At 46.7% G+C, this 20095-nt stretch carries 18 protein-coding genes; 4 read left to right on the top strand and 14 right to left on the bottom strand.

Going from position 1 to position 20095, the window contains the following annotated elements; genetic code table 11:
* Positions 1 to 128: 128 nt before the first annotated feature.
* The 14 genes from E0496_RS27405 to E0496_RS27345 all read right to left on the bottom strand — a co-directional run bounded on the left by E0496_RS27405 (position 129) and on the right by E0496_RS27345 (position 15055).
* On the bottom strand, positions 129 to 770 hold the full coding sequence (locus E0496_RS27405; RefSeq protein WP_141505022.1) for an HNH endonuclease: 642 nt from the start codon (positions 768 to 770) through the stop codon (positions 129 to 131).
* Positions 771 to 898: 128 nt separating this feature from the next.
* Complete coding sequence (locus tag E0496_RS35930) at positions 899 to 1039, bottom strand: hypothetical protein (protein ID WP_175598125.1); 141 nt, start codon at positions 1037 to 1039, stop codon at positions 899 to 901.
* 112 nt (positions 1040 to 1151) lie between these two features.
* Positions 1152 to 2099: a carbon-nitrogen hydrolase family protein gene (locus tag E0496_RS27400; RefSeq protein ID WP_141505021.1), complete on the bottom strand. Its 948-nt coding sequence runs from the start codon at positions 2097 to 2099 to the stop codon at positions 1152 to 1154.
* A 268-nt stretch (positions 2100 to 2367) separates the two neighbouring features.
* A complete protein-coding gene (locus E0496_RS27395) occupies positions 2368 to 3015 on the bottom strand; it encodes an ABC transporter ATP-binding protein (protein ID WP_141505020.1) in 648 nt (215 codons plus the stop codon).
* Complete coding sequence (locus E0496_RS27390; protein ID WP_141505019.1) at positions 3012 to 4667, bottom strand: ABC transporter permease; 1656 nt, start codon at positions 4665 to 4667, stop codon at positions 3012 to 3014. Before E0496_RS27390 ends, E0496_RS27395 begins: the two co-directional genes overlap by 4 nt.
* 2 nt (positions 4668 to 4669) lie before the next feature.
* Positions 4670 to 5809 carry a Fe(3+) ABC transporter substrate-binding protein gene (locus tag E0496_RS27385; protein ID WP_141505018.1) on the bottom strand — a complete coding sequence of 380 codons (1140 nt, stop codon included), beginning with the start codon at positions 5807 to 5809 and terminating at the stop codon, positions 4670 to 4672.
* A gap of 230 nt (positions 5810 to 6039) precedes the next feature.
* Positions 6040 to 7449 carry a HAMP domain-containing sensor histidine kinase gene (locus E0496_RS27380; protein ID WP_141505017.1) on the bottom strand — a complete coding sequence of 470 codons (1410 nt, stop codon included), beginning with the start codon at positions 7447 to 7449 and terminating at the stop codon, positions 6040 to 6042.
* A complete protein-coding gene (locus tag E0496_RS27375; protein ID WP_141505016.1) occupies positions 7446 to 8123 on the bottom strand; it encodes a response regulator transcription factor in 678 nt (225 codons plus the stop codon). Before E0496_RS27375 ends, E0496_RS27380 begins: the two co-directional genes overlap by 4 nt.
* A gap of 143 nt (positions 8124 to 8266) precedes the next feature.
* On the bottom strand, positions 8267 to 9709 hold the full coding sequence (locus tag E0496_RS27370; RefSeq protein WP_141505065.1) for a DHA2 family efflux MFS transporter permease subunit: 1443 nt from the start codon (positions 9707 to 9709) through the stop codon (positions 8267 to 8269).
* Positions 9710 to 9769: 60 nt separating this feature from the next.
* A complete protein-coding gene (locus E0496_RS27365) occupies positions 9770 to 10354 on the bottom strand; it encodes a TetR/AcrR family transcriptional regulator (protein ID WP_141505015.1) in 585 nt (194 codons plus the stop codon).
* Between the two features lie 245 nt (positions 10355 to 10599).
* On the bottom strand, positions 10600 to 11226 hold the full coding sequence (locus E0496_RS27360) for an FMN-dependent NADH-azoreductase (protein ID WP_141505014.1): 627 nt from the start codon (positions 11224 to 11226) through the stop codon (positions 10600 to 10602).
* Between the two features lie 159 nt (positions 11227 to 11385).
* Positions 11386 to 12048 (bottom strand): response regulator, encoded by a 663-nt coding sequence (locus tag E0496_RS27355; protein ID WP_141505013.1) that lies wholly within the window; start codon positions 12046 to 12048, stop codon positions 11386 to 11388.
* 9 nt (positions 12049 to 12057) lie between these two features.
* Positions 12058 to 13710 (bottom strand): GAF domain-containing sensor histidine kinase, encoded by a 1653-nt coding sequence (locus E0496_RS27350; protein WP_141505012.1) that lies wholly within the window; start codon positions 13708 to 13710, stop codon positions 12058 to 12060.
* Positions 13711 to 13822: 112 nt separating this feature from the next.
* Complete coding sequence (locus E0496_RS27345; RefSeq protein WP_141505011.1) at positions 13823 to 15055, bottom strand: multidrug effflux MFS transporter; 1233 nt, start codon at positions 15053 to 15055, stop codon at positions 13823 to 13825.
* Between the two features lie 163 nt (positions 15056 to 15218).
* Between E0496_RS27345 and E0496_RS27340 the strand changes: the two genes are divergently transcribed.
* The 4 genes from E0496_RS27340 to E0496_RS27325 all read left to right on the top strand — a co-directional run bounded on the left by E0496_RS27340 (position 15219) and on the right by E0496_RS27325 (position 20041).
* Positions 15219 to 16160 (top strand): ribose-phosphate diphosphokinase, encoded by a 942-nt coding sequence (locus E0496_RS27340; protein WP_141505010.1) that lies wholly within the window; start codon positions 15219 to 15221, stop codon positions 16158 to 16160.
* A gap of 154 nt (positions 16161 to 16314) precedes the next feature.
* Entirely contained in the window at positions 16315 to 17823 is a 1509-nt protein-coding gene (locus tag E0496_RS27335) for a spore germination protein (RefSeq protein WP_175598124.1), read from the top strand.
* Positions 17820 to 18920, top strand: coding sequence for a GerAB/ArcD/ProY family transporter (locus tag E0496_RS27330; protein ID WP_141505009.1), 1101 nt, complete (start codon positions 17820 to 17822; stop codon positions 18918 to 18920). The genes E0496_RS27335 and E0496_RS27330 overlap by 4 nt, the downstream gene beginning before the upstream one ends.
* Positions 18917 to 20041 carry a Ger(x)C family spore germination protein gene (locus E0496_RS27325; protein ID WP_141505008.1) on the top strand — a complete coding sequence of 375 codons (1125 nt, stop codon included), beginning with the start codon at positions 18917 to 18919 and terminating at the stop codon, positions 20039 to 20041. The genes E0496_RS27330 and E0496_RS27325 overlap by 4 nt, the downstream gene beginning before the upstream one ends.
* Positions 20042 to 20095: the final 54 nt, after the last annotated feature.

Here is a 20095-nt window from a genome sequence, read left to right as displayed (position 1 = left end):
TTGCTGTGGAGATGAAGGTTCCTACACGAACGAATATTAATGAGCTCCAATACGAAAGGTTGGATCATCACTTACTTTTATTTATAAGCTTAATAAAAAAAGAAGCTAGCCCATAACATGAAACTACATTACGGTCTATCTTCTTCATATTTCATAAAAACTTGCAAATCCTGATCAGCCTTGGATTGATTGCAAGCGTTGCATGCACAGACACAATTGACAGGCGTCGTATGGCCACCCTTTGCACGTGGCAGCATGTGGTCGATCGTATCGCCAAACTCTCCGCAAAAGTAACAGATATGGTTGTCGCGCTCCAAAATATAGCGCCGAAAATCCTTATTGCTAAACAACCGGCGAATCGTATGTCGGTTAACGATAACCGCAGCATGCTCCTTCACCAGTGTGACAGCAAGCTCAAGCTCTATTTCTTGATACCAGCGCCTGCCTTTATCCGTCTTGCCTCTCATCCATATGGTTCCTTGGCGAGTCGTCTTCAAAGCGGCAGGATCATTCGGAAGCGGTATAGAAGGCATGGGTGGGGATAACCGCGGTTTATTGGCCTGTGCTCTTCGTCTCATCGCCTTTTGATCCTGAAGCTGGGCATCTGCCGGCATTACTGCTGCCGTCTTAGCCTTGCGGCAGGCTCGGCACGCCCCGCGGCGTGATCCCATGCTGGAGCGCTTGCCGGTTCTTCGCAAAAATTGCGTGATCGGCTTTATTTCCTTGCATACGGCACATGGCTTCGTTTCTAGAGGCTCCGTTACATCCATCTTTTATCCGGGGCGCAGCTTGTTGTGCACTCCCGTTCTCGTCCCCTCATGTTTTTCTACTATTGTAGCATTAATTAGATCATGAGTGGAGTTTCCTACTATTGTGCTCTTACCAAGTATCTTATGGACTAATAATGCTTGCCCTGATCCTCGGTATCTTTGTCTTCCCATCTGCGCGAATAAGCTTTATTCGTTATCCAGAAAGTAATCCACGCTAAAATAACAACAATAATGGCCGAAGCCACCCATACGCCAACTGGCACTTCCATCTGAATCCCTCCTAAATGTTATGCAAAGATAAACGTGATTCAACGCTGCAGGAACCTCCCAAAAAACGAATGAAGGCTAGCCTATTTGTATAGCATCTTAAGTCCGTTTTAACTAGCTAAAAGTAACAATGCGCTGGCTGGCTTCGTTGACATGAAGCTGGAAAATATCCGGACGATTATAATGACCGACGACATCAAAATCGAATCGGCTGGCGGTTACAAGCGACATATCTAAATCCGCATACAAAATCGTTTCTTCCCCATATACCGGCTCTGCAACATAATCACCCAAAGGTCCTACAATAGCGCTTCCGCCACGGCAAAGGGGGTCCACATCCTGTTCTAGTTCATCATAACCATTCAAATCACGTGGATACATGGCCTTCGTTACATATTGATTGCTTGAGAGAACATAACACCTTCCTTCACAGGCAATATGCTTCAGCGTTGCTTGCCATGTATCACGCGCGTCTGCTGTCGGCGTAACCAAAATATCGATTCCTTTGGCATACATTGCCGTTCTCGCAAGAGGCATATAATTTTCCCAGCAGATTAATCCGCCAATTCGCCCGAAAGGGGTATCGATGACGGTAAGTGAGCTTCCGTCACCCTGCCCCCATAATAACCGTTCCGATCCGGTTGGCATCAGTTTGCGGTGCTTACCGAGCAGTTGACCGTCTGGTCCGAAATATACAATGCTGTTATAGAGTGTAGAGTGGCTAAATTCTTGATCCCGTTCCACGACGCCGACGATTAAATACAAGCCTGCTTCTCTTGCGATTTCTCCAAGCAGATCCGTATCCGTGCCGGGAATCGTAATCGCGCTATCACAATATCTAGCCCAGTCCTCACGCCCTTCTGCTGTTCGACTGCCGACTCTGGCACCGAAGGAGAGTCCTCTCGGATAGCCTGAAATAAAAACCTCGGGAAAAAGCAGCAAATGAGCTCCCTTCGCTTGCGCTTCTTTGGCACAGCTGGCTATTTTCTGAAAGGCCGATTGTTTGTCAAACAGGATGGGGGCTGCCTGAACGACTGCTACCCTTGCATTTCGTTGTTTCATCGTCGCCGTCTCCTTTATGCTATCAACCGGTATTCCTGAGCTATGGATATAACACTAGCATATCGTGTTTTAGCCACATCGAAACCGTCCAATTGGCATGTAATTTGACCAACCATTTAGCCAATTGCTTAAGAAGAAACGCCTGACGGCGTCCTTTGGCGGCGCAGCGCGTTTCATTCCGAGAAATGTAGAGAAGGGATAGCGAAATGATATACTCTCCTGTAATTTCAAAAAGGACACTAGCCTAATGGCTAATGTCCTTTTTCTTTTATGCCTGGCTTGTCATCTGCACGATACGGTCACAGATGACAGCTGCGTCTTCTTGATCATGTGTAACGAGCAGACAGGTCATATTAGCCGCACGCAGCAATTGCTTCAGCTCTTCTCGAATGTCTTGTTTCAAATGAGCATCCAGGCTGCTGAATGGCTCATCCATTAATAACAATTCTGGCGATGGAGCTAGCGCCCTTGCAAAAGCAACCCGCTGCTGCTGCCCTCCGCTAAGCTCATGTGGATACCGCTTCACGAGATGCTGCAGTTGAATGAACTCCAACATTTCCTCCAGACGAAGCAACCTATTCTTTTTCGATAGCTGATGCAGCCCGAATAATATATTTTGGCCAACGGTCAAATGAGGAAATAAAGCATAATCCTGAAATACCATGCCCACACCACGCTGCTCGGGCTCGATAAAATGCTGCTGGTCGACCAACGTTCTGCCGTTAATGGTGATTCGTCCCGAATCTGGCAGTTCAAGTCCGGCAATGATTCGCAGCAGGGTGCTTTTGCCACAGCCGCTTTGCCCAAGCAGCCCAACCACTTCCCCTTTTTCCACACTCATGGAGAATTGCTTCAGAACGGAAGCATTCCGCTTCGCATATCCGAAAGAGACGTCTGTCAGCTCAAAAAATGTCATGTTGATTTCTTCTCTCCCAACCAATGATAGAAAAAGACGGATAGTGTACCAACTGCAATAATGAATAGCGAAGGAACCGATGCCTGATGGATCTGCTCATCGCTAGCGTATTGGTATGCTTTGGTTGCCAGTGTCTCAAAATTAAAAGGGCGCAGCAGCAGCGTAAGCGGAAGCTCCTTGACCATTTCCATGAACGTTAACAGGAAACCTGCGAGGATCGAGCCTTTAATCATAGGAAAATCCACCTTGAAGAACGTTTTGGTCATGCTCATACCAAGTGTTCGTGAAGCTTCCGAATAACGATTGCCTATTTTATCGAAGCCCGATTCGACGGCGTTAAAGCCCACCGCCAAAAAACGGATCACGTAAGCAAATACGAGCATAACCAGCGACATGCTTAGCACTAGTTTGCCTGAACCCCAGCCTAACCAGCCGTAGAATCCGCCGAGCTGATGATCAATGGATATGAACACCGCCAGCACGCCAATCGACAACACAGCTCCCGGTATAGAGTAACCCATCGAAATAAGCTTAGTAATCGCAATCGCAAAGGTCGAATGCTTGTAGGAGCGGCTTACGTTAGCAACAATAACGGCAAGAAGCATGAGCAGTCCAATCGAAACGAGGGAAACCACCAGCGTATTGCGTATCAGTTGAACAAACTTCCCATTGAACACATCCGCATAGGTCCATGTCGCCCATACAATCAGCTGAACAACTGGGATCGCAAAAGAAAGTGCAAAAATAACGGTACAGGAAGCAACCGCTGCCGCGGTCCCCAGCTTGTTTAAGCGCCTTCTTCTGAGCGGACTCGTCCGACTTGTGGGCGAATGAAACCTTCTGCGTCTGCGCAGCAGCCGCTCTACGATGAACAAGCCAATTATGACGCTCATTAGCAATGCCGCGAGCCGAATGGCTGAATCCACGTCATACATGCCGAACCAGGTTTTGAAAATAGTCGCCGTAAACGAAGGTATGCCATAATGCTTCGTAACGCCAAAATCGTTCAAAACCTCAAAAGCGACCAGGCTTGCTCCGCCAACGATTGCCGCTTGAGACAAGGGCAATACGATTCGAAAAAAAACATGAAGCTTCCCTTTCCCAAGCAGCCTAGCATTTTCGATAAACGCAGCGCTTTGCTTCTCCAGAAATGTTTTGGTTATCAAATAAATATAAGGAAACAAAAAAAGAGTAAATATAAAGATGGCGCCCTTCATGGACAAAATATCAAAATAAGCCTGATTAGGTGTTACGCCAAGTGAATTACGCATAAATGCTTGTATGCTCCCCGTATAGCTAAGCATTGAGCCGTAAGTATAGGCCCCAATGTAAGGCGGGATCGCAAGTGGAAGCAGGAAGGCAAAATGAAAAAATCCGCGCAGCGGAAAGTCATGGGCAGCCATAAGCCACGCAAGCGACACCCCGATGATAACGGAGAAGAAAACGGTGCCAAGCACCAGCCACATGGACTGCATAATCGAATCAAACAGCATGTAGTCCTTAATTTGCTGCCAGTTTTCATTCGGTCTGCGGAATAAGCCAAATAAAATATAAAGAGACGGGACAAGGGCCATTACGGCCCCTATCACGCTCAAGATTACCCAGCCGTTTAGCCTTCTTTTCAAGTTTCGCAGCAAGGTAGAGACGAACATTTTTATTTCCAGCCTACCTTCGCTAGAAGCTCAACTGCTTTTTTATTATGATCGCCCAGCTTGGAGAAGTTGAGCTGCTGAGTTTTGAAATCTCCCCAGCCTTTCAGCAGCTCTGGCTTGTCAGCCTCTGCATTGACTGGAAACTCGAAGCTTCCTTGCGTCAGCAGCGTTTGACCGTCCTTGCCTGTCATATATTCGATCAGCTTAATCGCGTTATCCTTGTTTTTCGCATGTTTGGTAAGCCCAACGCCGCTGATGTTCAGATGTGTACCTGTGGTGTCTTGATTCGGGAAAAATACGCCAATTTGCTCGGCCACTTTAACCTCTTCAGCATCCTTGGAATGAAGCATTTGCCCAACATAATAAGTATTCATAATGGCGACGTCGCCTATTCCAGCTACAATTGCTTTCGCTTGATCGCGGTCTCCGCCTTCTGGATTACGAGCAAAATTTGTGACAATCCCTTTCGCCCAAGTCTCAGCAGCCTCTTCCCCGTTCAGTTCGATGAAGGAAGCCAGCAGCGATTGATTATACAAGCTGGAGGAAGAGCGCGCTAATACTTTCCCTTTCCACTTATCACTTGCCAAATCCTCATATGTGGACAGCTGATCTGGTTTCACGCGGTCCTTGGCGTAGACGATAACGCGAGCTCGCGTTGCAATCCCTACCCAATTGTTATCGTTATCCCGCCACTCCGCCGGCACATTGGCATCAACCGAAGCCGATTGAATTGGCTGAAGCACATCATTTTGCTTCGCATAATTCAATACCCCGCCATCAACGGTAATGAACAAATCCGCTTCAGAACTCTCGCCTTCACGCTTCAATCGTTCGACCAGCTCTTCGGCTGTACCTTTGATTTCATTCACTTTAATGCCCGTTTCCTTTGTAAAAGCATCAAACAGCTGGCTATCTACATCATAGTGTCTTGCTGTAAATACATTTACGATCTGGTCCTTGCCATTATCCTTAACAGCTTCATTCTTATTACCTTCCGAATTAGCAGCCTTCTCACTTGCCTCAGGTGACGGAGACGAAGCTGCTGACTTGTTATTTCCTGTATTATTCGCTCCGCAGCCTGCTAATACGAGCAGTGTGAGCATCGTTATCATGATGATTCCTGCTAGGTTTTTCTTTTTCATCTTGGTGGTACCTCTCATTCGCTTATTTATATTTGATAATGAATATCATTACCATCAACTCAACAGTTCTTATTGTAACGGACTAAAATGAGAAAATGCTGTGAAAACAAAAAAAGTTGTCCGAAATTTAATTTCGGGCAACTTTTTTAAAATATAGGAATGTATATCCTTAGGCTATACATTCTCTATATTTCTCGGAATGAAACACGCCGCGCCGCCAAAGGACGGCGTTAGCCGTTCACTTTGAGAAAAACAGTAACCGTCGTGCCTTCTCCCTCCCTGCTCTTCATGATCAATCGGCCGTCATAACGCTGAACAAGCCGCGTGGCGATCGCTAATCCAAGCCCATGACCGCCGCTCGCGCCGCTCCTAGACTTGTCTGCCCGGTAGAAGCGATTCATCACGAAGGAGAGGTCTGTTTCCGAGATGCCTATACCAAAGTCTTTCACGGAAAGGAGCACTTCATCCTCATGAAGAGCGCCGGACACCTCGATCGTCCTGCTCGCACCTGAATAACGAATCGCATTATCAAGTAAAATGAGCATGATTTGCTCCAAATGCTGCTCCGACACAAAAAGCACCGCTTGTGAGATTGGTCCAAGCTCCGCTTCCACGTGAAAATCAGGATGCAGCAAGGTTATGTTTCCAATGAGCTTCTCTATTGTTTTAGCTGAATGCATCCATTGCTCATCCTTTGCAGGGAGTTCCTTCTCCGCGCGGGAAAGGGAAAGTAGCTCCTGTACAAGCCCCTTTAAGCGAGCCAGCTCTTCCACGGAAGCGTTCAACGATTCTTCTAGTATAGCTGGATCATCCTTGCCCCACCGCTGCAGCAGCTGCAAATGGCCCTCCATAATCGCGACTGGGGTTCTGAGTTCATGAGAGGCATCCTCGACAAATTGCTTCTGCTGGCCGAAGGAGCGCTCGAGCTGATCCATCATTTCGTTAAACAGCTTCATTAAAGCAGCAATCTCATCGTTTTTGTTTTCATTCAGCCTTACACGTTCCTTCACGCCTTTGTTCTTCACACCGACCATCGCTTGGTTCATCGTTTGAAGCGGCTTAAGCAACTGGCGCGCAAGCAGACCTCCGCCGATGCCGCTAATAATGACAGCTCCAAAACAGCAAATGATCATGATACGAAAAAAAGCCGTGCTGAGCTTTTCGAAATCCTCATTATTTTTCACAATTTCCACCGTGCCATTGAAAGAAAATATGGTAAGTGGGCTCCTCATGAGCAGCAAATTAGAATCTAGAAACCAGGTGCCTTTTCCGGCGAGCTTAGTACGTGGATATACATCCATCCATTGATCGGGTATATTTTCTGAAACAACGAGTATCTGATCCCCGTTCTCGTCTAACAGCCGAATCAACTGATTGCGTTCATTTACCTTTTCGAGGAAGCTGCGAATCGAGGCCATCTCTGACTCTTCGAACGTAAACTCCTTCTCCAATAAGTAATTCAAAATCTCGCGCATATCCTCTTTCGTATTCATTTCCGTTTGCTTAACCATCCATTTCTCAACAAAAACATATTGAACGGCATTATACGCAACAAACAGCAGAAACAGCAGCAAAGCTGACCATAAGGTCAGCTTCCACTTAATCGGAAAACGAGAAAACCATTGTCGCAGCCTGTTCATTTTCTCATCACATATCCTACGCCGCGCTGCGTTTGAATACAGCTTTCCTTCTCCGGCGAATCTATTTTATTGCGTAAGTATCTTACATAAACGTCCACAACATTCGTATCGACCGCAGCGTCGAAACCCCACACCTTATCCAGCAGCGTTTCCCGTGAGAGCACGCGGTTCGGATTGTGCATAAAAGCGAGCAGCAGCTCATACTCCCGCTTCGTCAGCCCGATCATTTGATTTCCTTTGCTCACGATTCTGGCATCCAGATCAACGCTAAGCTCGCCGAACACTAGCATGGACCGCTGCTCTTCCGCCTGCTTCTCTTGTCTTCTGAAGACGACACGAAGCCGCGCTAAAAGCTCTTCAATCGCGAATGGCTTCGGGATATAGTCATCTGCTCCGCTATCCAGACCTGAGACGCGGTCCGAAATACTATCTCTAGCCGTCAACATGAGAATAGGTGTAGATTTCAAAGTGCGAATCCGGCGGCAAACCTCCAGGCCATCTAAGCCTGGCAGCATCAGATCAAGCAAAATAGCATCCCAATCTTCGCGCAGCGCAAGCTCCAATCCACTATTCCCATCGGATGCAACAACAATATCAAACGATTCATGCCGCAGCTCCAGCTCAATAAATCGTGCTAAATTTCTTTCATCTTCAATGAGCAATATTCTTTTCATTCCCTGACCCGCCTTTTTTATGCAGCCTTGCTTCTCTATCGCAGTATTCTCATTATTGTAGATGATAATATTTCTCAACGTCAATCCTTCCAAAAAAAAGAGACAGCACCTGTGTATAGGTACTGTCTCTTTACTCTATTCTGTTAATGCTGCTTGCCCACATGAACCCGCTTGATGAAGAAAGCGACAATCAAGCCGATGACCGCAACCACCGTCGCAAAGATAAAGGCGTTTTGAATGCCTGCTGTCAAAGCGAGTGGTGCGTTGGCTGGATCTGTTGGATCGGCAGCATCCTTCATAAAGCCGTTAATGCCGGCAGTCATGACGCTTACCGCTACCGCTGTACCGATGGCACCCGCCACTTGCTGGAGCGTGTTCATAATCGCGGTTCCATCCGGATACAGCTCACGTGGCAGCTGATTGAGGCCATTGGTTTGGGAAGGCATCCATACCATGGAAATACCGACCATCAAGCAGGAATGAAGCACGATAATAAGCGTGAGCGTCGATGCTGTCGTGATGCCCGAGAAGAACCAAAGCACGGCAGCAACAATGACAAGTCCAGGAATAACGAGCCATTTCGGTCCAAATTTATCGAAGAGGCTTCCCATAATGGGAGACATAATACCGTTGATAAGGCCGCCTGGCAGCATAACAAGCCCTGCTGTCAAAGCGCTAAGGCCAAGCCCTCTAATCAAATACATCGGCAATACGAGCATGGATGACAAGATGACCATCATACAAATGAAGACCATTAGCGTACCTACGACGAACATCGGATGCTTGAATGCACGCAGGTTCATCATCGGCTGCTTCATCGTTAGCTGACGAATGGCAAAGATAACCAGCGCCACTATACCCACAATCATCGAAGCAATAACCTTCGTACTGCCCCAACCGCCTTCTCCTTCGCCAGCGCTGCTGAATGCAAAGACGATTCCGCCAAAGCCGAGTGTAGAAAAGACAAGTGAGAAAATATCAATTTTCGGTTTTGTAATCGTGGATACGTTTTGCATGTAAAGCATGCCAAACAGCAAAGCGATCACGAGGAACGGCAGCGACAACCAGAAAATCCAGTGCCAGCTTAAATTCTCGATCAATAACCCCGCAATCGTAGGCCCAACGGCAGGCGCGACCATTATAACGAGCCCGATGACGCCCATGGCTGCTCCTCTTTTTTCCGCTGGGAAAATGATGAGGATCGTATTGAACATGAGCGGAAGCAGCAATGCCGTACCTGCAGCCTGAATGACACGCGCAGTCAATAACACTTCAAAGCTAGGCGCTAGCGCCGCAACCAGAGTGCCTAAAACAGAAAAGCTAAGCGCAGCTATGAATAGCTGCCTAGTCGAAAACCATTGCAGCAACAAACCGGATACGGGAACCAATATTCCTAATGTGAGAAGGTAACCCGTCGTGAGCCATTGCACGGTTGCAGCACTGATATTAAATATGCTTATTAAATCACTAAGCGCTACGTTAAGCGCCGTTTCGCTGAACATGCCTATAAATCCAGCTAACAATAACGAAATCATAATGGGGATTACTTTATATTTTTGCCCCGTATTTTGTTGCGGTTCTGCCATTGATGCTTGCAAGCTTTCCACTCTCCCATAATCTTTCTATCTTTTTTTATGAATGACTTCTCAAAGAGAAGGACATTTATTAATTAAATACGGAATACATTTTGACGCAGTAGCTAACGGCTGTTTATCGCGTTTCGTAATGGCAAGGATAAGAGCACCTTCCAGCAGTGAAACGATAACGACACCTACGTCCTCCGCTCTCGTCTTCTCCATGCCGGCCTGGATCAGCCTCTCTGATACGACCGCTTGCCAAGAAGCAAATACGTCTTGTCCTGCCTCTCTCAGCTTCTCGCTGATGGCAGATGTCTCTACAGCCATCCAGAAGCTAAATGGCATGTAACCTTGAAAATCGCATTTTTCCGCATCCGTTCCTAGTTCCATCACAAAGGCCTGCACGGCCTCAGCCGGGTCATTGTAGGCATCGAACTTGGCTTTCCATTTCTCGGTAACAAACAATTTCGTGCATTGGATGCACTCCAGAGCCAGCTCTTCCTTGCCCTTGGGAAAATAATAATACAAAGAGCCTTTAGGACAATCGCTTTCTTTAATAATTTGGCTTAAACCCGTCGCATGATACCCTTTCGTAAAAAAAAGACGCGCAGCGGTATCCAATATCATTTGCCGTGTATTTGTTTTTTCCGACATCCATTCACTCCTCGATTATAGCGATCGGTCTATATAATAAAACCATTTTCCTGTCCAAGAAGTCAATCATTTTTTTCAGGGAAATTGGTCGCGCCAAGGTGAAACGGCTATCGCCGTCCTTTGGCCGCGCGGCGCGTTTCATTCCTATAAATATAGAGAATGTATAGAATAAGGATACACTTCCTATATTTCAAAAAAAAGACAACCAGTCAAATGACCGGTTGCCTTGGCTCATAGGTTTTGAATTAGAAGCTTGCTGCAACTTTTTTCGCTTGCTCTAGGCCGTTCGCAACAATCGCTTCGGCTTGATCAGGAAGCTGGTTGTGACCTTCGATAATGACGCTCTCGAGGTTTGTGACGCCGAAGAAGCCCATTACATTGCGGATAAGGTTAAAGGCCATCTCAACCGAAGCAGCTGGACCTTCAGAATAAACACCGCCACGAGCGTTAAGAAGAGCAACTTTTTTGTCAGTAACCAATCCAACCGGACCTTCAGCTGTATAAGAGAAAGTTTTGCCAGCTTGGGAAAGGTAGTCAATATACGTATGCAATACCGCAGGTACTGTGAAGTTCCAAAGCGGGAAAGCAAATACGACTTTATCTGCAGCTAGGAATTGGTTAATGTATTTATCGGATACGGTTACTGCCGCTTGCTCGGCTGGCGTCAGATCGAAGCCGCGAGCTGCTTTGAAGTTACCGTTAATCATGTCTGCATTCAGGTATGGCAATTCTTCTTTGAACAAATCAAGCTCAACAACCGTATCTTCCGGGTGGCTGGCTTTATAGCTGTCTAGAAATGCGTGGTATAGCTTTACGCTTGTCGCCTGTTCAATTCCGCGATCGTTTGCTTTAACAAATAATACTGTACTCATTTTGTGTTTCCCTCCACAGTGTTTGATTTACTTTTTGTAAGTATCTTAATTGTATATAGCTTTGAGGAGAAACACATCGGCTAATAGACTGAAAAAATATCGCTTATTGACCGTTTAAGGCGGAGTACAAGTCTTACGACTATAGTCTTAGATCACCGCTTAAACTTTGTTTACGTTCATGAATTGTACCGCATACAATGCCGCTTGTGTTCGATCCGCCAGATTCAGCTTGCTCAAAATGCTGCTGACATGGGTTTTGACTGTTTTCTCAGCAACCGTCAGCGCAGACGCAATTTCTCGGTTGCTCATCCCCTTGGTAAGCAGCTTAAGCACCTCCAGCTCCCTAGGGGTTAACGTATCGGACAGCTCACTTCTAACCGGTTCCTTCACAGCCTTCTCCGAAGGAGCCAGCTGATTGAGAAGGGCTGCTGAAATATCCGGATGCAGCTGAACATTCCCCTTATACGCGCTGCGAATGGCTTCTGCCAGTTGATCGGGCTCTACATCCTTAAGCATATAACCGACAACACCCGACTGAAGGGCAGGCACGATATGGCTCAGATCCGAGAAACTTGTCAGCACGAGCACCTTCATATCTGGAAATTGCTTGGCGATTAGATTACTCGCCTCTAATCCATCCATAATTGGCATATTCAAATCCATTAAGATGAGGTCAGGCTGCAATTCACCTGCCTTCTCCACCGCTTCACGGCCGTTGTTAGCTTCGCCTACCAGCTCGAAATCAGGCTGCATGCTTAAGAAAAAAGAGATCCCTTTTAAAACGATTTGATGGTCATCCACTAATAAAATTTTAATTGTCACGGCTACTCCTCATTCCTCTTCCCACGTATCCATCTCTGACGCAATGGGAATGGTCGCCTTCACAATCGTCGGCTGTCCCTTTCCGCTTTGAATCATTAATTCTCCGCCAAGCGTTTCCGCCCGTTCCCTCATGGATAGCATGCCCATCGTGCGCTTCCCTTTGCGCTTTTCCGGTGAGAAACCACGGCCTTTATCTCTAATCTCAAGGCTGGCCAGCTGTTCTGATTTTACCAAACGGATGTACACCACATTCGTGTCCGCATGTTTTTTGACATTATTTAAAGCCTCCTGGCCGATCCGCCAAAAAGCTTCCTCGATTGCCCGGGGCAGCTCCCGCACACCTTCTACCTGTTCGTATACGACGATCTCCATACTATTTCCGTATTTTTTCAATGCGGTTAGCAGGCCATGCTCCAATCCTGCCGGGCGCAGCTGCCAAATCAAAGTTCGCATTTCCTTCAACGCTTCCTGCGACAGCTGCCTGATCTCTTGCAAGGAACGCTCCACGATCGGCTCCTTGCCCGCGAGCACCGTCTCTGCGCCTTTCGCCAGAAAGGATAGCGAGAACACCTTCTGAATAACCGAATCATGCAGATCCCTTGCCATCCGGTTTCTCTCTTCCATTAAGGCCAGCTCTCGGCGCTGTTCATACACCCGCAAATTTTCTACGCTTAACGTAAAATGGTCCCCCAGCGAATACATGAAATCATCCAGGTAATCATCGAACTGATGCGGCAGCTGGCTGCTGAGGAATAGTACGCCGATTGAACGGCTTCGGATACGAAGCGGTACAGCAACCGCCGATAAGAATGGCGGAATACCAATAGAGGACAACGACTTGTAAGGCACCTGCTCGCAATTCGCCAAGGCGACAAGCCGATTTTCGCTGAACGCCGTGCTGACAGGTCCCCCTTCGTCAATGGCAAGCGAGAGCCATTCTTTGTTTAATTGGTTGTTCGTATAATGAGCGCGAAGCGATAATTGCTGCTGCTCATACATAAATAACGAAACATGCTGCCAGTGGAAAGTATCCCCAATATGTTTAACCGCCTGCAGCGGCAGTTGATTAATGTCTTGCACTGCATTAATGCTCTGAATAACGTTGCCGAGCTTCGCATAATGAATCGCATGCTGCTCCTGCAGCTGATACAGCCTAATCCGCTTGATTGCCGTCCCAATTTGATAAGCGATCGCCTCAAGCAGCGCCAGCTCTTCCTCCGAGAAATAAACCTTTCCGGTCTGTGAGACGTTTAGCAAACCAAAGCTGTCAGTACCGGCTTTTAGCGGCACGGTGGCATGGTGAGATATGCCTTCCGTATCTCCAAGTGAATGAGTAATGGCATAGGTAATTCGAGAGCATTCTATAATATTAACGGCATGATGCAATTTATTTTGCATGTAGCTTTGCAGGCACCAGCATTCCGTTCCGCACATCACCTGCTGGTTATTAGCGTTCAGCCCTTGCGGCAAGGCATGGGAAGCCGCACACAGCTTCTCGCTTCGGTTATCCGTCATAAAGATCCAACCAGTCGTAAAGCCCGTAACTTCAAGCAGCTTAATTAACACATCGTCTAACATTTGATTCATATTGTTGGTGCTGTTGAGCATTTCCGCTATTTCCTTCAGTGCAACCAGCTCGTAAGCTCTAATCTCTTGAGACATGCTTCCACCTCTTTCTAAGCACACATTATACACCCGCAGCCCTCCCCAAAAAAAGAGCCTCCTCACACCTGAAAATAAGGTTTGTCGGAGGCAGGCTTGCGTTTTACGAGAATTACCGCCCTTTCGAAGGGAGATAAATCATGAAAATATAGCATGCTGCGGCGCCAAGCTCAGCAAGGGCAATCCAAATTCCCATAGGAAGCGCATTTGCACTTCCACCTAGCCCGACTAGCGGAGCCATAATGCCGCCAAATGTAAAGGATAACAGCCCAAGCAGTGCGAAAGCGCTGCCTGCAGCATGACCATGTTTTTGCATCGCAAGCGAGAAACCTGTCGTTGATATGATGCCTACGCTTGATACAACAAAAAACAGCGGTATCAGTAAGGCAAAAAGCGGCGCGTTTAAAATAATCATTACAAGCAGGGACAGTCCCGCTGTTGAAGCCAGTATGAGTCCAATAGCAAATAGCTTTTTCTCTCCTACTTTACCTGCAAGTCGTCCCGTAACTTGACCAAATATAATAATGCCTAGTCCATTTAGCGCAAATAACAAGCTGAAGCCCTGCGGGCTAACACCATATATATTTTGGAGGACAAATGGAGACCCCGCAATATACGCAAACATGGCTGCCATGACAAGGCCCTGAGCTAGCGCATATCCCATAAATGAACGATCCCTCAGCAGCATGCCGAAGGTGGATAGCATGGGGCGAATCCCGGCTACCATCCGTTTCTCGGGTGCAAGTGTCTCCGGCATACCGAATAAAACAGCGGCAAAAATAACTACACCCCAAATGCCCAGAACGACAAAAACGCCCTCCCAAGAGGTGAACTTAAGCAGCTGCCCGCCAAAGATAGGTGCAAATATCGGTGCTGCTCCGTTTACAAGCATAAGCATTGCAAAAAAACGGGTGAGCTCTGGACCCGAATACATATCCCTTACAATTGCCCGAGAAACAACAATGCCCGCAGATCCTGAGAAGCCTTGTATGAAACGTAGTACGATCAGTAAACCGATTGATGGCGCAAAGGCGCATAACACGGACGACACCCCATATATGGCAAGAAAAATAAGCAGCGGCAGCCTTCTTCCACGAACGTCGCTCCATGTTCCTGCAAATAATTGCCCAACGGACAGGCCTATCATACAAGCGGTTAAGCTTAATTGCACAAGAGATGAGCTGGTCCCAAAATCATCTTCAAGCTTAGGCAATGCAGGCAAATACATGTCCAGTGACAGGGGCCCAAATGCCGAAAGACAACCCAACAATAAAATAAGCCAAAACCTCTTAGCTCCCGTTGACTGATTGGCTATTTGGGGTCGGGATTCATTGTAAACAGCCATTTCATAAATCTCCTTTTCCTCTTTCTTTCCCATTAAAGTACTTTATCACCTTTCCTTATTTGTTCCAATCCCCGAAAAAGTACCGCAATGATTTGTCCTCCTATGCTTTGTTTGTTATGATTGAGCAAAGAATGTCGTTTATCGTAGTTTTAAGGAGGATCTTATGCAAAAGATTAAAATTTTTTCCGGCACCTCGAATCAGAGGCTTGCCGAGGAGCTATGCAAAGAGCTTGATCTTCCCCTAGGAAATGTCGCTATCTCACGACAACAGAGCGGCGAAATTCATGTTTCCTATGGTGAGTCCATTCGTACCTGTGACGTCTTTATCGTACAATCGCTTTCCCATCCCGTTAACGAGCATTTAATCGAAACGCTTGTCATGATTGATGCTGCCAAGCGGGCATCCGCCAAAACCATCAACATTGTTATGCCCTATTATGGTTATGCTCGTCAAGAAAGAAAATCAGCTCCACGGGAGCCCATTTCCGCCAAGCTCGTCGCAGATGTGCTTACGACGGTCGGTGCTAACCGAATCATTACCGTTGATTTGCATGCCGATCCGATTCAGGGCTTCTTCGATATTCCGGTCGATCATTTGACTGCGCTTGATCTGATTATCGAATACTTAAGAGGCAAAAATATTAAAAACCCTGTCGTCGTCTCTCCTGACGCAGGACGTGCAACAACAGCAGAAAAGCTTGCTGGCCTGCTAGATTGTCCATTTGCGATCATGATTAAAAACCGGCCAGCGCATAACCAATCCGAGATTACACATATTATCGGAGACGTTGAAGATATGACTCCGATTATAATTGAAGACCTGATTGACACAGGCAGCACGATCGTTAACGTAGTCGAAGCGCTTAAGAAAAAAGGCGCCCATGACTCTTACATATGTGCAACGCATGGGCTGTTCTCCGCCAATGCGCTGGAGAAGCTTGATCACCCGAATATTCGGGAGGTCGTCATTACCGATACGATTGATATCGGCGAACAGCGTTCCGATAAGTTTATCGTTTTGCCGATGTCCCCGCTTCTAGCTACAGCGATCAAAATCATTACCGAAGGCGGCTCCATTGCCACCTTGTTCAAAGCAGGCACCTAAGTACTGGGAAAGTTGCTTCCCTATTGACCATTAATCACCATCCCCCCTTGCACTATGCGAGGGGGGATTTTTGTTGGCCACGTATACTCATGGTAAAGCGTGGCAAAATAGAATAGCCGATCATGACTTCAGCCGGGAAAGGAGGATATCTTTGATGATCCATGCAGAAAACGAGATGGACAAGCCTGAACAAGAGGATGGTATCCTTTTTAACCTGGATGAAAATCTTAAAATCGTCCGAAACTTATTTTCTGAATCGCCCGATTTATTTATTAGAACCTTCACCATCAAACAGACTCAAGAGCAAGCAGCACTCCTATTTATCGATGGGCTGAGCGACCAGCAAGCCATTAATAATGATGTCCTCCGCCCGCTACAGGTTCATACCGAAGACGGAAAGCCTGGCGACGAGCTCATGATGACCGTAGGTCATATTATAGAAGAGTCCCGCTGGTCTCAAATTGAAATATCGTTACTTCATGGAAGCAGCGTTCTGCTCGTCGATGGCAGAGACAAAGCCTATGCGCTTGGAACAGGCGGCTGGCCACAACGAGCGATTGAGGACCCGCAAATGGAAGCGTCATTAAAGGGCGCCCATCAGGGTTTTGTTGAGACAAGCGGGCAAAACATAGCGATGATTCGGCGTTACATTCCGAACCGGGAATTAAAGATGCGCCGCTTGATCGTCGGAAGACGCGGACAAACGAATGTTACACTCTTATATTTAGCTGATGTGATGAACCCTGAACTTCTGCGTTCCATGGAGGAAAGAATCCAAAAAATAGACGTAGACGTTATTTTAAATACGGGAGAACTGTCCGAGTTAATAGAAGATAATCCTTACTCTCTATTTCCTCAATTCGTCTTAACGGAGCGCCCAGATTCTGCTGCCTCGCAAATTTTGCAAGGAAGATGCGTCGTTGTCGTTGACCGCTCGCCCAGCGTTCTAGTCGCACCGGTTAGCTTTTATTCCTTTTTCCAAAGTATCGACGACTATAGTACACGTTGGTCCATTGCTACCTTTTTGCGCTTGCTGCGGTTATTTGCCTTCATTACAGCGGCCTTCCTGCCAGCTTTCTTTATTGCTGTCACCTCCTTTCACATTGAAATCATTCCACTGAAGCTTCTACTAACTCTGGGAGAGTCGCGCGGGCAAGTACCCTTTCCGCCATTCGTAGAAGCTATTCTGATGGAAATCACATTGGAGATGCTTCGTGAAGCAGGCGTTCGGCTTCCTGCTCCCGTTGGCCAAACCGTTGGAATCGTAGGTGGCATTGTGCTTGGTCAAGCGGTCGTACAGGCAGGGCTAATTAGCAACGTCATGGTCATAGTCGTCGCCTTCACCGCCATCTCTTCTTTTATTTTGCCTAACTACGATATGGTCGCAGCTGTGCGGTTAATCCGTTTTATTCTCATGATTTTGGCATCCCTATTCGGATTCGTCGGGATCATCATCGGTTTAATGACCATGATCGCTCATCTGCTAACGCTAAAATCATTAGGCATGCCTTATGGAAATCCGCTTGCGCCGGTCCGTTTTTCTGATTGGAAGGATACAATTGTACGCGCTCCACTTTGGTTATTGAACAAAAGGCCAACGAGCACGCTGGCCAAGCAAGACACTACGCAATCAAATGATAAGCCGGAGGAGGGCAAACCTTGATCAATACGGAAAAAAACAGTATTACGTCCATGCAGTTTATTTTTATTATTTCCGGTATTCAGATCAGTGTAGCGGTACTCTCCTTGCCAAGAAAGCTGGCGGAAGCCGCTGGTACGGATGGCTTGCTCGCCCTTCCTCTCGGCTATTTGCTGAATCTTCTATGCGGTTATATCATTATTATGGTCATGAGAAAAAGCTCGGAGAAATCGCTATACGATACCTTATCCAAAACGATGGGAGCATGGGTCGCAAAAGGCTTTTCCCTGCTGCTGGCATTCTATTTCCTGCACCTGATGTATGACGGACTGGTTCGCGCCATCCTTATTGTTAAAACATGGCTCATGCCGAACACACAAGGTTATGTGTTGATGATTCTGCTCTTATTTCCCGCCTACAAAATCGCCTTGGGCGGCCCTCGTATACTAGGAAGATATGCCGAGCTGGTGACGGTTATTTCCTGCTGGCTGCCGTTTGTTTATTTATTCACCTTAAAATATGCTCATTGGCTGAACTTGCTGCCTCTCTTCAAAGACGGTTTTCTGCCTGTTTTAACAGCTGTGAAAGCAACGATCTACCCCAGTCTTGGCATCATTGCCGTATTTATTTTGTACCCTTATTTGCAAAAAAAAGAAAAGGCTGTTAGCGCTCTTGTTATATCAAATTCGATAACCATGTCTGTCTATATTTTCATCACAACGATATGCTTCATTTATTATAGCCCTCATGAAAGCACTGTCTTTAATGACCCCATCATCAGTATATTGAAAACGATTGAATTTCGTTTTATTGAGCGAATCGAGATTCCGTTTATCTCCTTTTATTTATTCGTATTTTCTTTAGTGTGGATTCCTTGCATGTATATTGCATCCTTCTGCATTAGTCAGGTGTTTGGTTTAAGCGACCATCGTTTTCCGCTTCGTGCATTGGTCATTGTGCTTGCGATCGGTACTTTTTTCTACCTGCCCACGTATAATCAAAGCGATAAAATTGAATTATGGCTTGCTCGTTTCGGTTTTTGCATAGAGTATATCCTGCCGAGTCTACTGCTCGTTTATTTAACACTGTATAAGCGATTTCACCGGAGGGCTGCCTCATGAGACGGACCACTATTTACGTTTGCGCTATTCTTGCTGCTGCAAGTATCTTTGCCTCCGCGTGCAGTGATCAGTTATATTTGGAAAATGCAGCAACACCGCTCGCTCTTGGCATGGATCTAGACAAGAACGACAAATTTCATTTTTACGGCACCGTCCCCGTTTTCAGCAAAAACATTAAGAAAAAAAGCCAAGAGATTGCAGGAACCGCTGAATCGCTTCGCCAATCCAGATCCTTTCAAGATGCTCAAACTGCCGGTACCATCCAAGGACGTAATTATCAAGTTATTTTGCTTGGCAGACGCCTGCTGCAGCAAGAGGATTGGTTCGCCATGCTTGACGTGCTGTTTCGCGATGCAAGAAATACAATTACAGACCGGATGATCGCCGTAGACGGTCAGGTGAAAGATGTCATTTACTTAAACCCGCCGGATCAGCCGCTCATGCCGATCTTGCTCCGGGGCATGGTAGATACAAAGACCAAAAGATCTGAAACCTACTCCACAACAGCTCAAGAACTGCACCGTCAATTTTTTGATAAAGGTGTTACCCCCTATATAGCTGAAATTAAAATCACAAACAAACAAGTCCAGTTAAAAGGCTCGGCATTGCTCAATGCTAAGGGCAAATATGCGATGTCCTTAAACGCACAGGAAACCGTATTGCTCAGTATTTTGCAAAAGCAGGCGGACCCCGGTTTCAGTATGTCGTACCGAATACCCGGTAAGCCGCTTAAAGGTCCATTCGAGACCGACATGCTGAGCTTCACAGGGGGAAAACTGAAAACGAAAATTAAATCTGGATATGAGAATGGAAGATTTACATTCGACATCCATATTAAAACCAAGATCGGCCTCTCCGAACATCTCTTTCCTGTTAATGTAGCACAAGACGCGAAGAAACTGGAGAAGCAAGCTTCTGCTCTTATGGAGAAGCAAATAGAGGGACTGATTCAAAAAATGCAGAAGCATAGGCTAGATCCCATAGGCCTTGGCGTATATGCAAGAGCTAAGCAATATAAGCAGTACATTAAGGTGGAAGAGGATTGGCCCGAAGCTTTCTCCCACGCAGTTGTAAACATTAAAGTGGAGCTCTCCATAGCTGCTATGGGTCCTGTCAAGTAAGCAGTGTCTAAATACAAAAAAGGCTGCCGCCTTTATCAGACGGAGCCTATTTCC

Origin of the sequence: Paenibacillus luteus, from assembly GCF_006542765.1 — a bacterium.
GTDB classification, from domain to species: domain Bacteria; phylum Bacillota; class Bacilli; order Paenibacillales; family Paenibacillaceae; genus Pristimantibacillus; species Pristimantibacillus luteus.
The sequence above is the reverse complement of the archived record's forward strand: the minus strand, read 5'-3'. Positions and strand labels throughout refer to the sequence as shown.

Excerpts from the sequence above, each read along its gene's own strand:
- E0496_RS27360 (WP_141505014.1), bottom strand. The coding sequence starts at position 11,226 with ATGAGTACAGTATTATTTGTTAAAGCAAACGATCGCGGAATTGAACAG.
- E0496_RS27375 (WP_141505016.1), bottom strand. The coding sequence starts at position 8,123 with ATGAAAAGAATATTGCTCATTGAAGATGAAAGAAATTTAGCACGATTT.
- E0496_RS27385 (WP_141505018.1), bottom strand. The coding sequence starts at position 5,809 with ATGAAAAAGAAAAACCTAGCAGGAATCATCATGATAACGATGCTCACA.
- E0496_RS27400 (WP_141505021.1), bottom strand. The coding sequence starts at position 2,099 with ATGAAACAACGAAATGCAAGGGTAGCAGTCGTTCAGGCAGCCCCCATC.
- E0496_RS27365 (WP_141505015.1), bottom strand. The coding sequence starts at position 10,354 with ATGTCGGAAAAAACAAATACACGGCAAATGATATTGGATACCGCTGCG.
- E0496_RS27390 (WP_141505019.1), bottom strand. The coding sequence starts at position 4,667 with ATGTTCGTCTCTACCTTGCTGCGAAACTTGAAAAGAAGGCTAAACGGC.
- E0496_RS27325 (WP_141505008.1), top strand. The coding sequence starts at position 18,917 with ATGAGACGGACCACTATTTACGTTTGCGCTATTCTTGCTGCTGCAAGT.
- E0496_RS27340 (WP_141505010.1), top strand. The coding sequence starts at position 15,219 with ATGCAAAAGATTAAAATTTTTTCCGGCACCTCGAATCAGAGGCTTGCC.
- E0496_RS27370 (WP_141505065.1), bottom strand. The coding sequence starts at position 9,709 with ATGGCAGAACCGCAACAAAATACGGGGCAAAAATATAAAGTAATCCCC.
- E0496_RS35930 (WP_175598125.1), bottom strand. The coding sequence starts at position 1,039 with ATGGAAGTGCCAGTTGGCGTATGGGTGGCTTCGGCCATTATTGTTGTT.
- E0496_RS27335 (WP_175598124.1), top strand. The coding sequence starts at position 16,315 with ATGATCCATGCAGAAAACGAGATGGACAAGCCTGAACAAGAGGATGGT.
- E0496_RS27405 (WP_141505022.1), bottom strand. The coding sequence starts at position 770 with ATGGATGTAACGGAGCCTCTAGAAACGAAGCCATGTGCCGTATGCAAG.
- E0496_RS27380 (WP_141505017.1), bottom strand. The coding sequence starts at position 7,449 with ATGAACAGGCTGCGACAATGGTTTTCTCGTTTTCCGATTAAGTGGAAG.
- E0496_RS27395 (WP_141505020.1), bottom strand. The coding sequence starts at position 3,015 with ATGACATTTTTTGAGCTGACAGACGTCTCTTTCGGATATGCGAAGCGG.
- E0496_RS27345 (WP_141505011.1), bottom strand. The coding sequence starts at position 15,055 with ATGGCTGTTTACAATGAATCCCGACCCCAAATAGCCAATCAGTCAACG.
- E0496_RS27350 (WP_141505012.1), bottom strand. The coding sequence starts at position 13,710 with ATGTCTCAAGAGATTAGAGCTTACGAGCTGGTTGCACTGAAGGAAATA.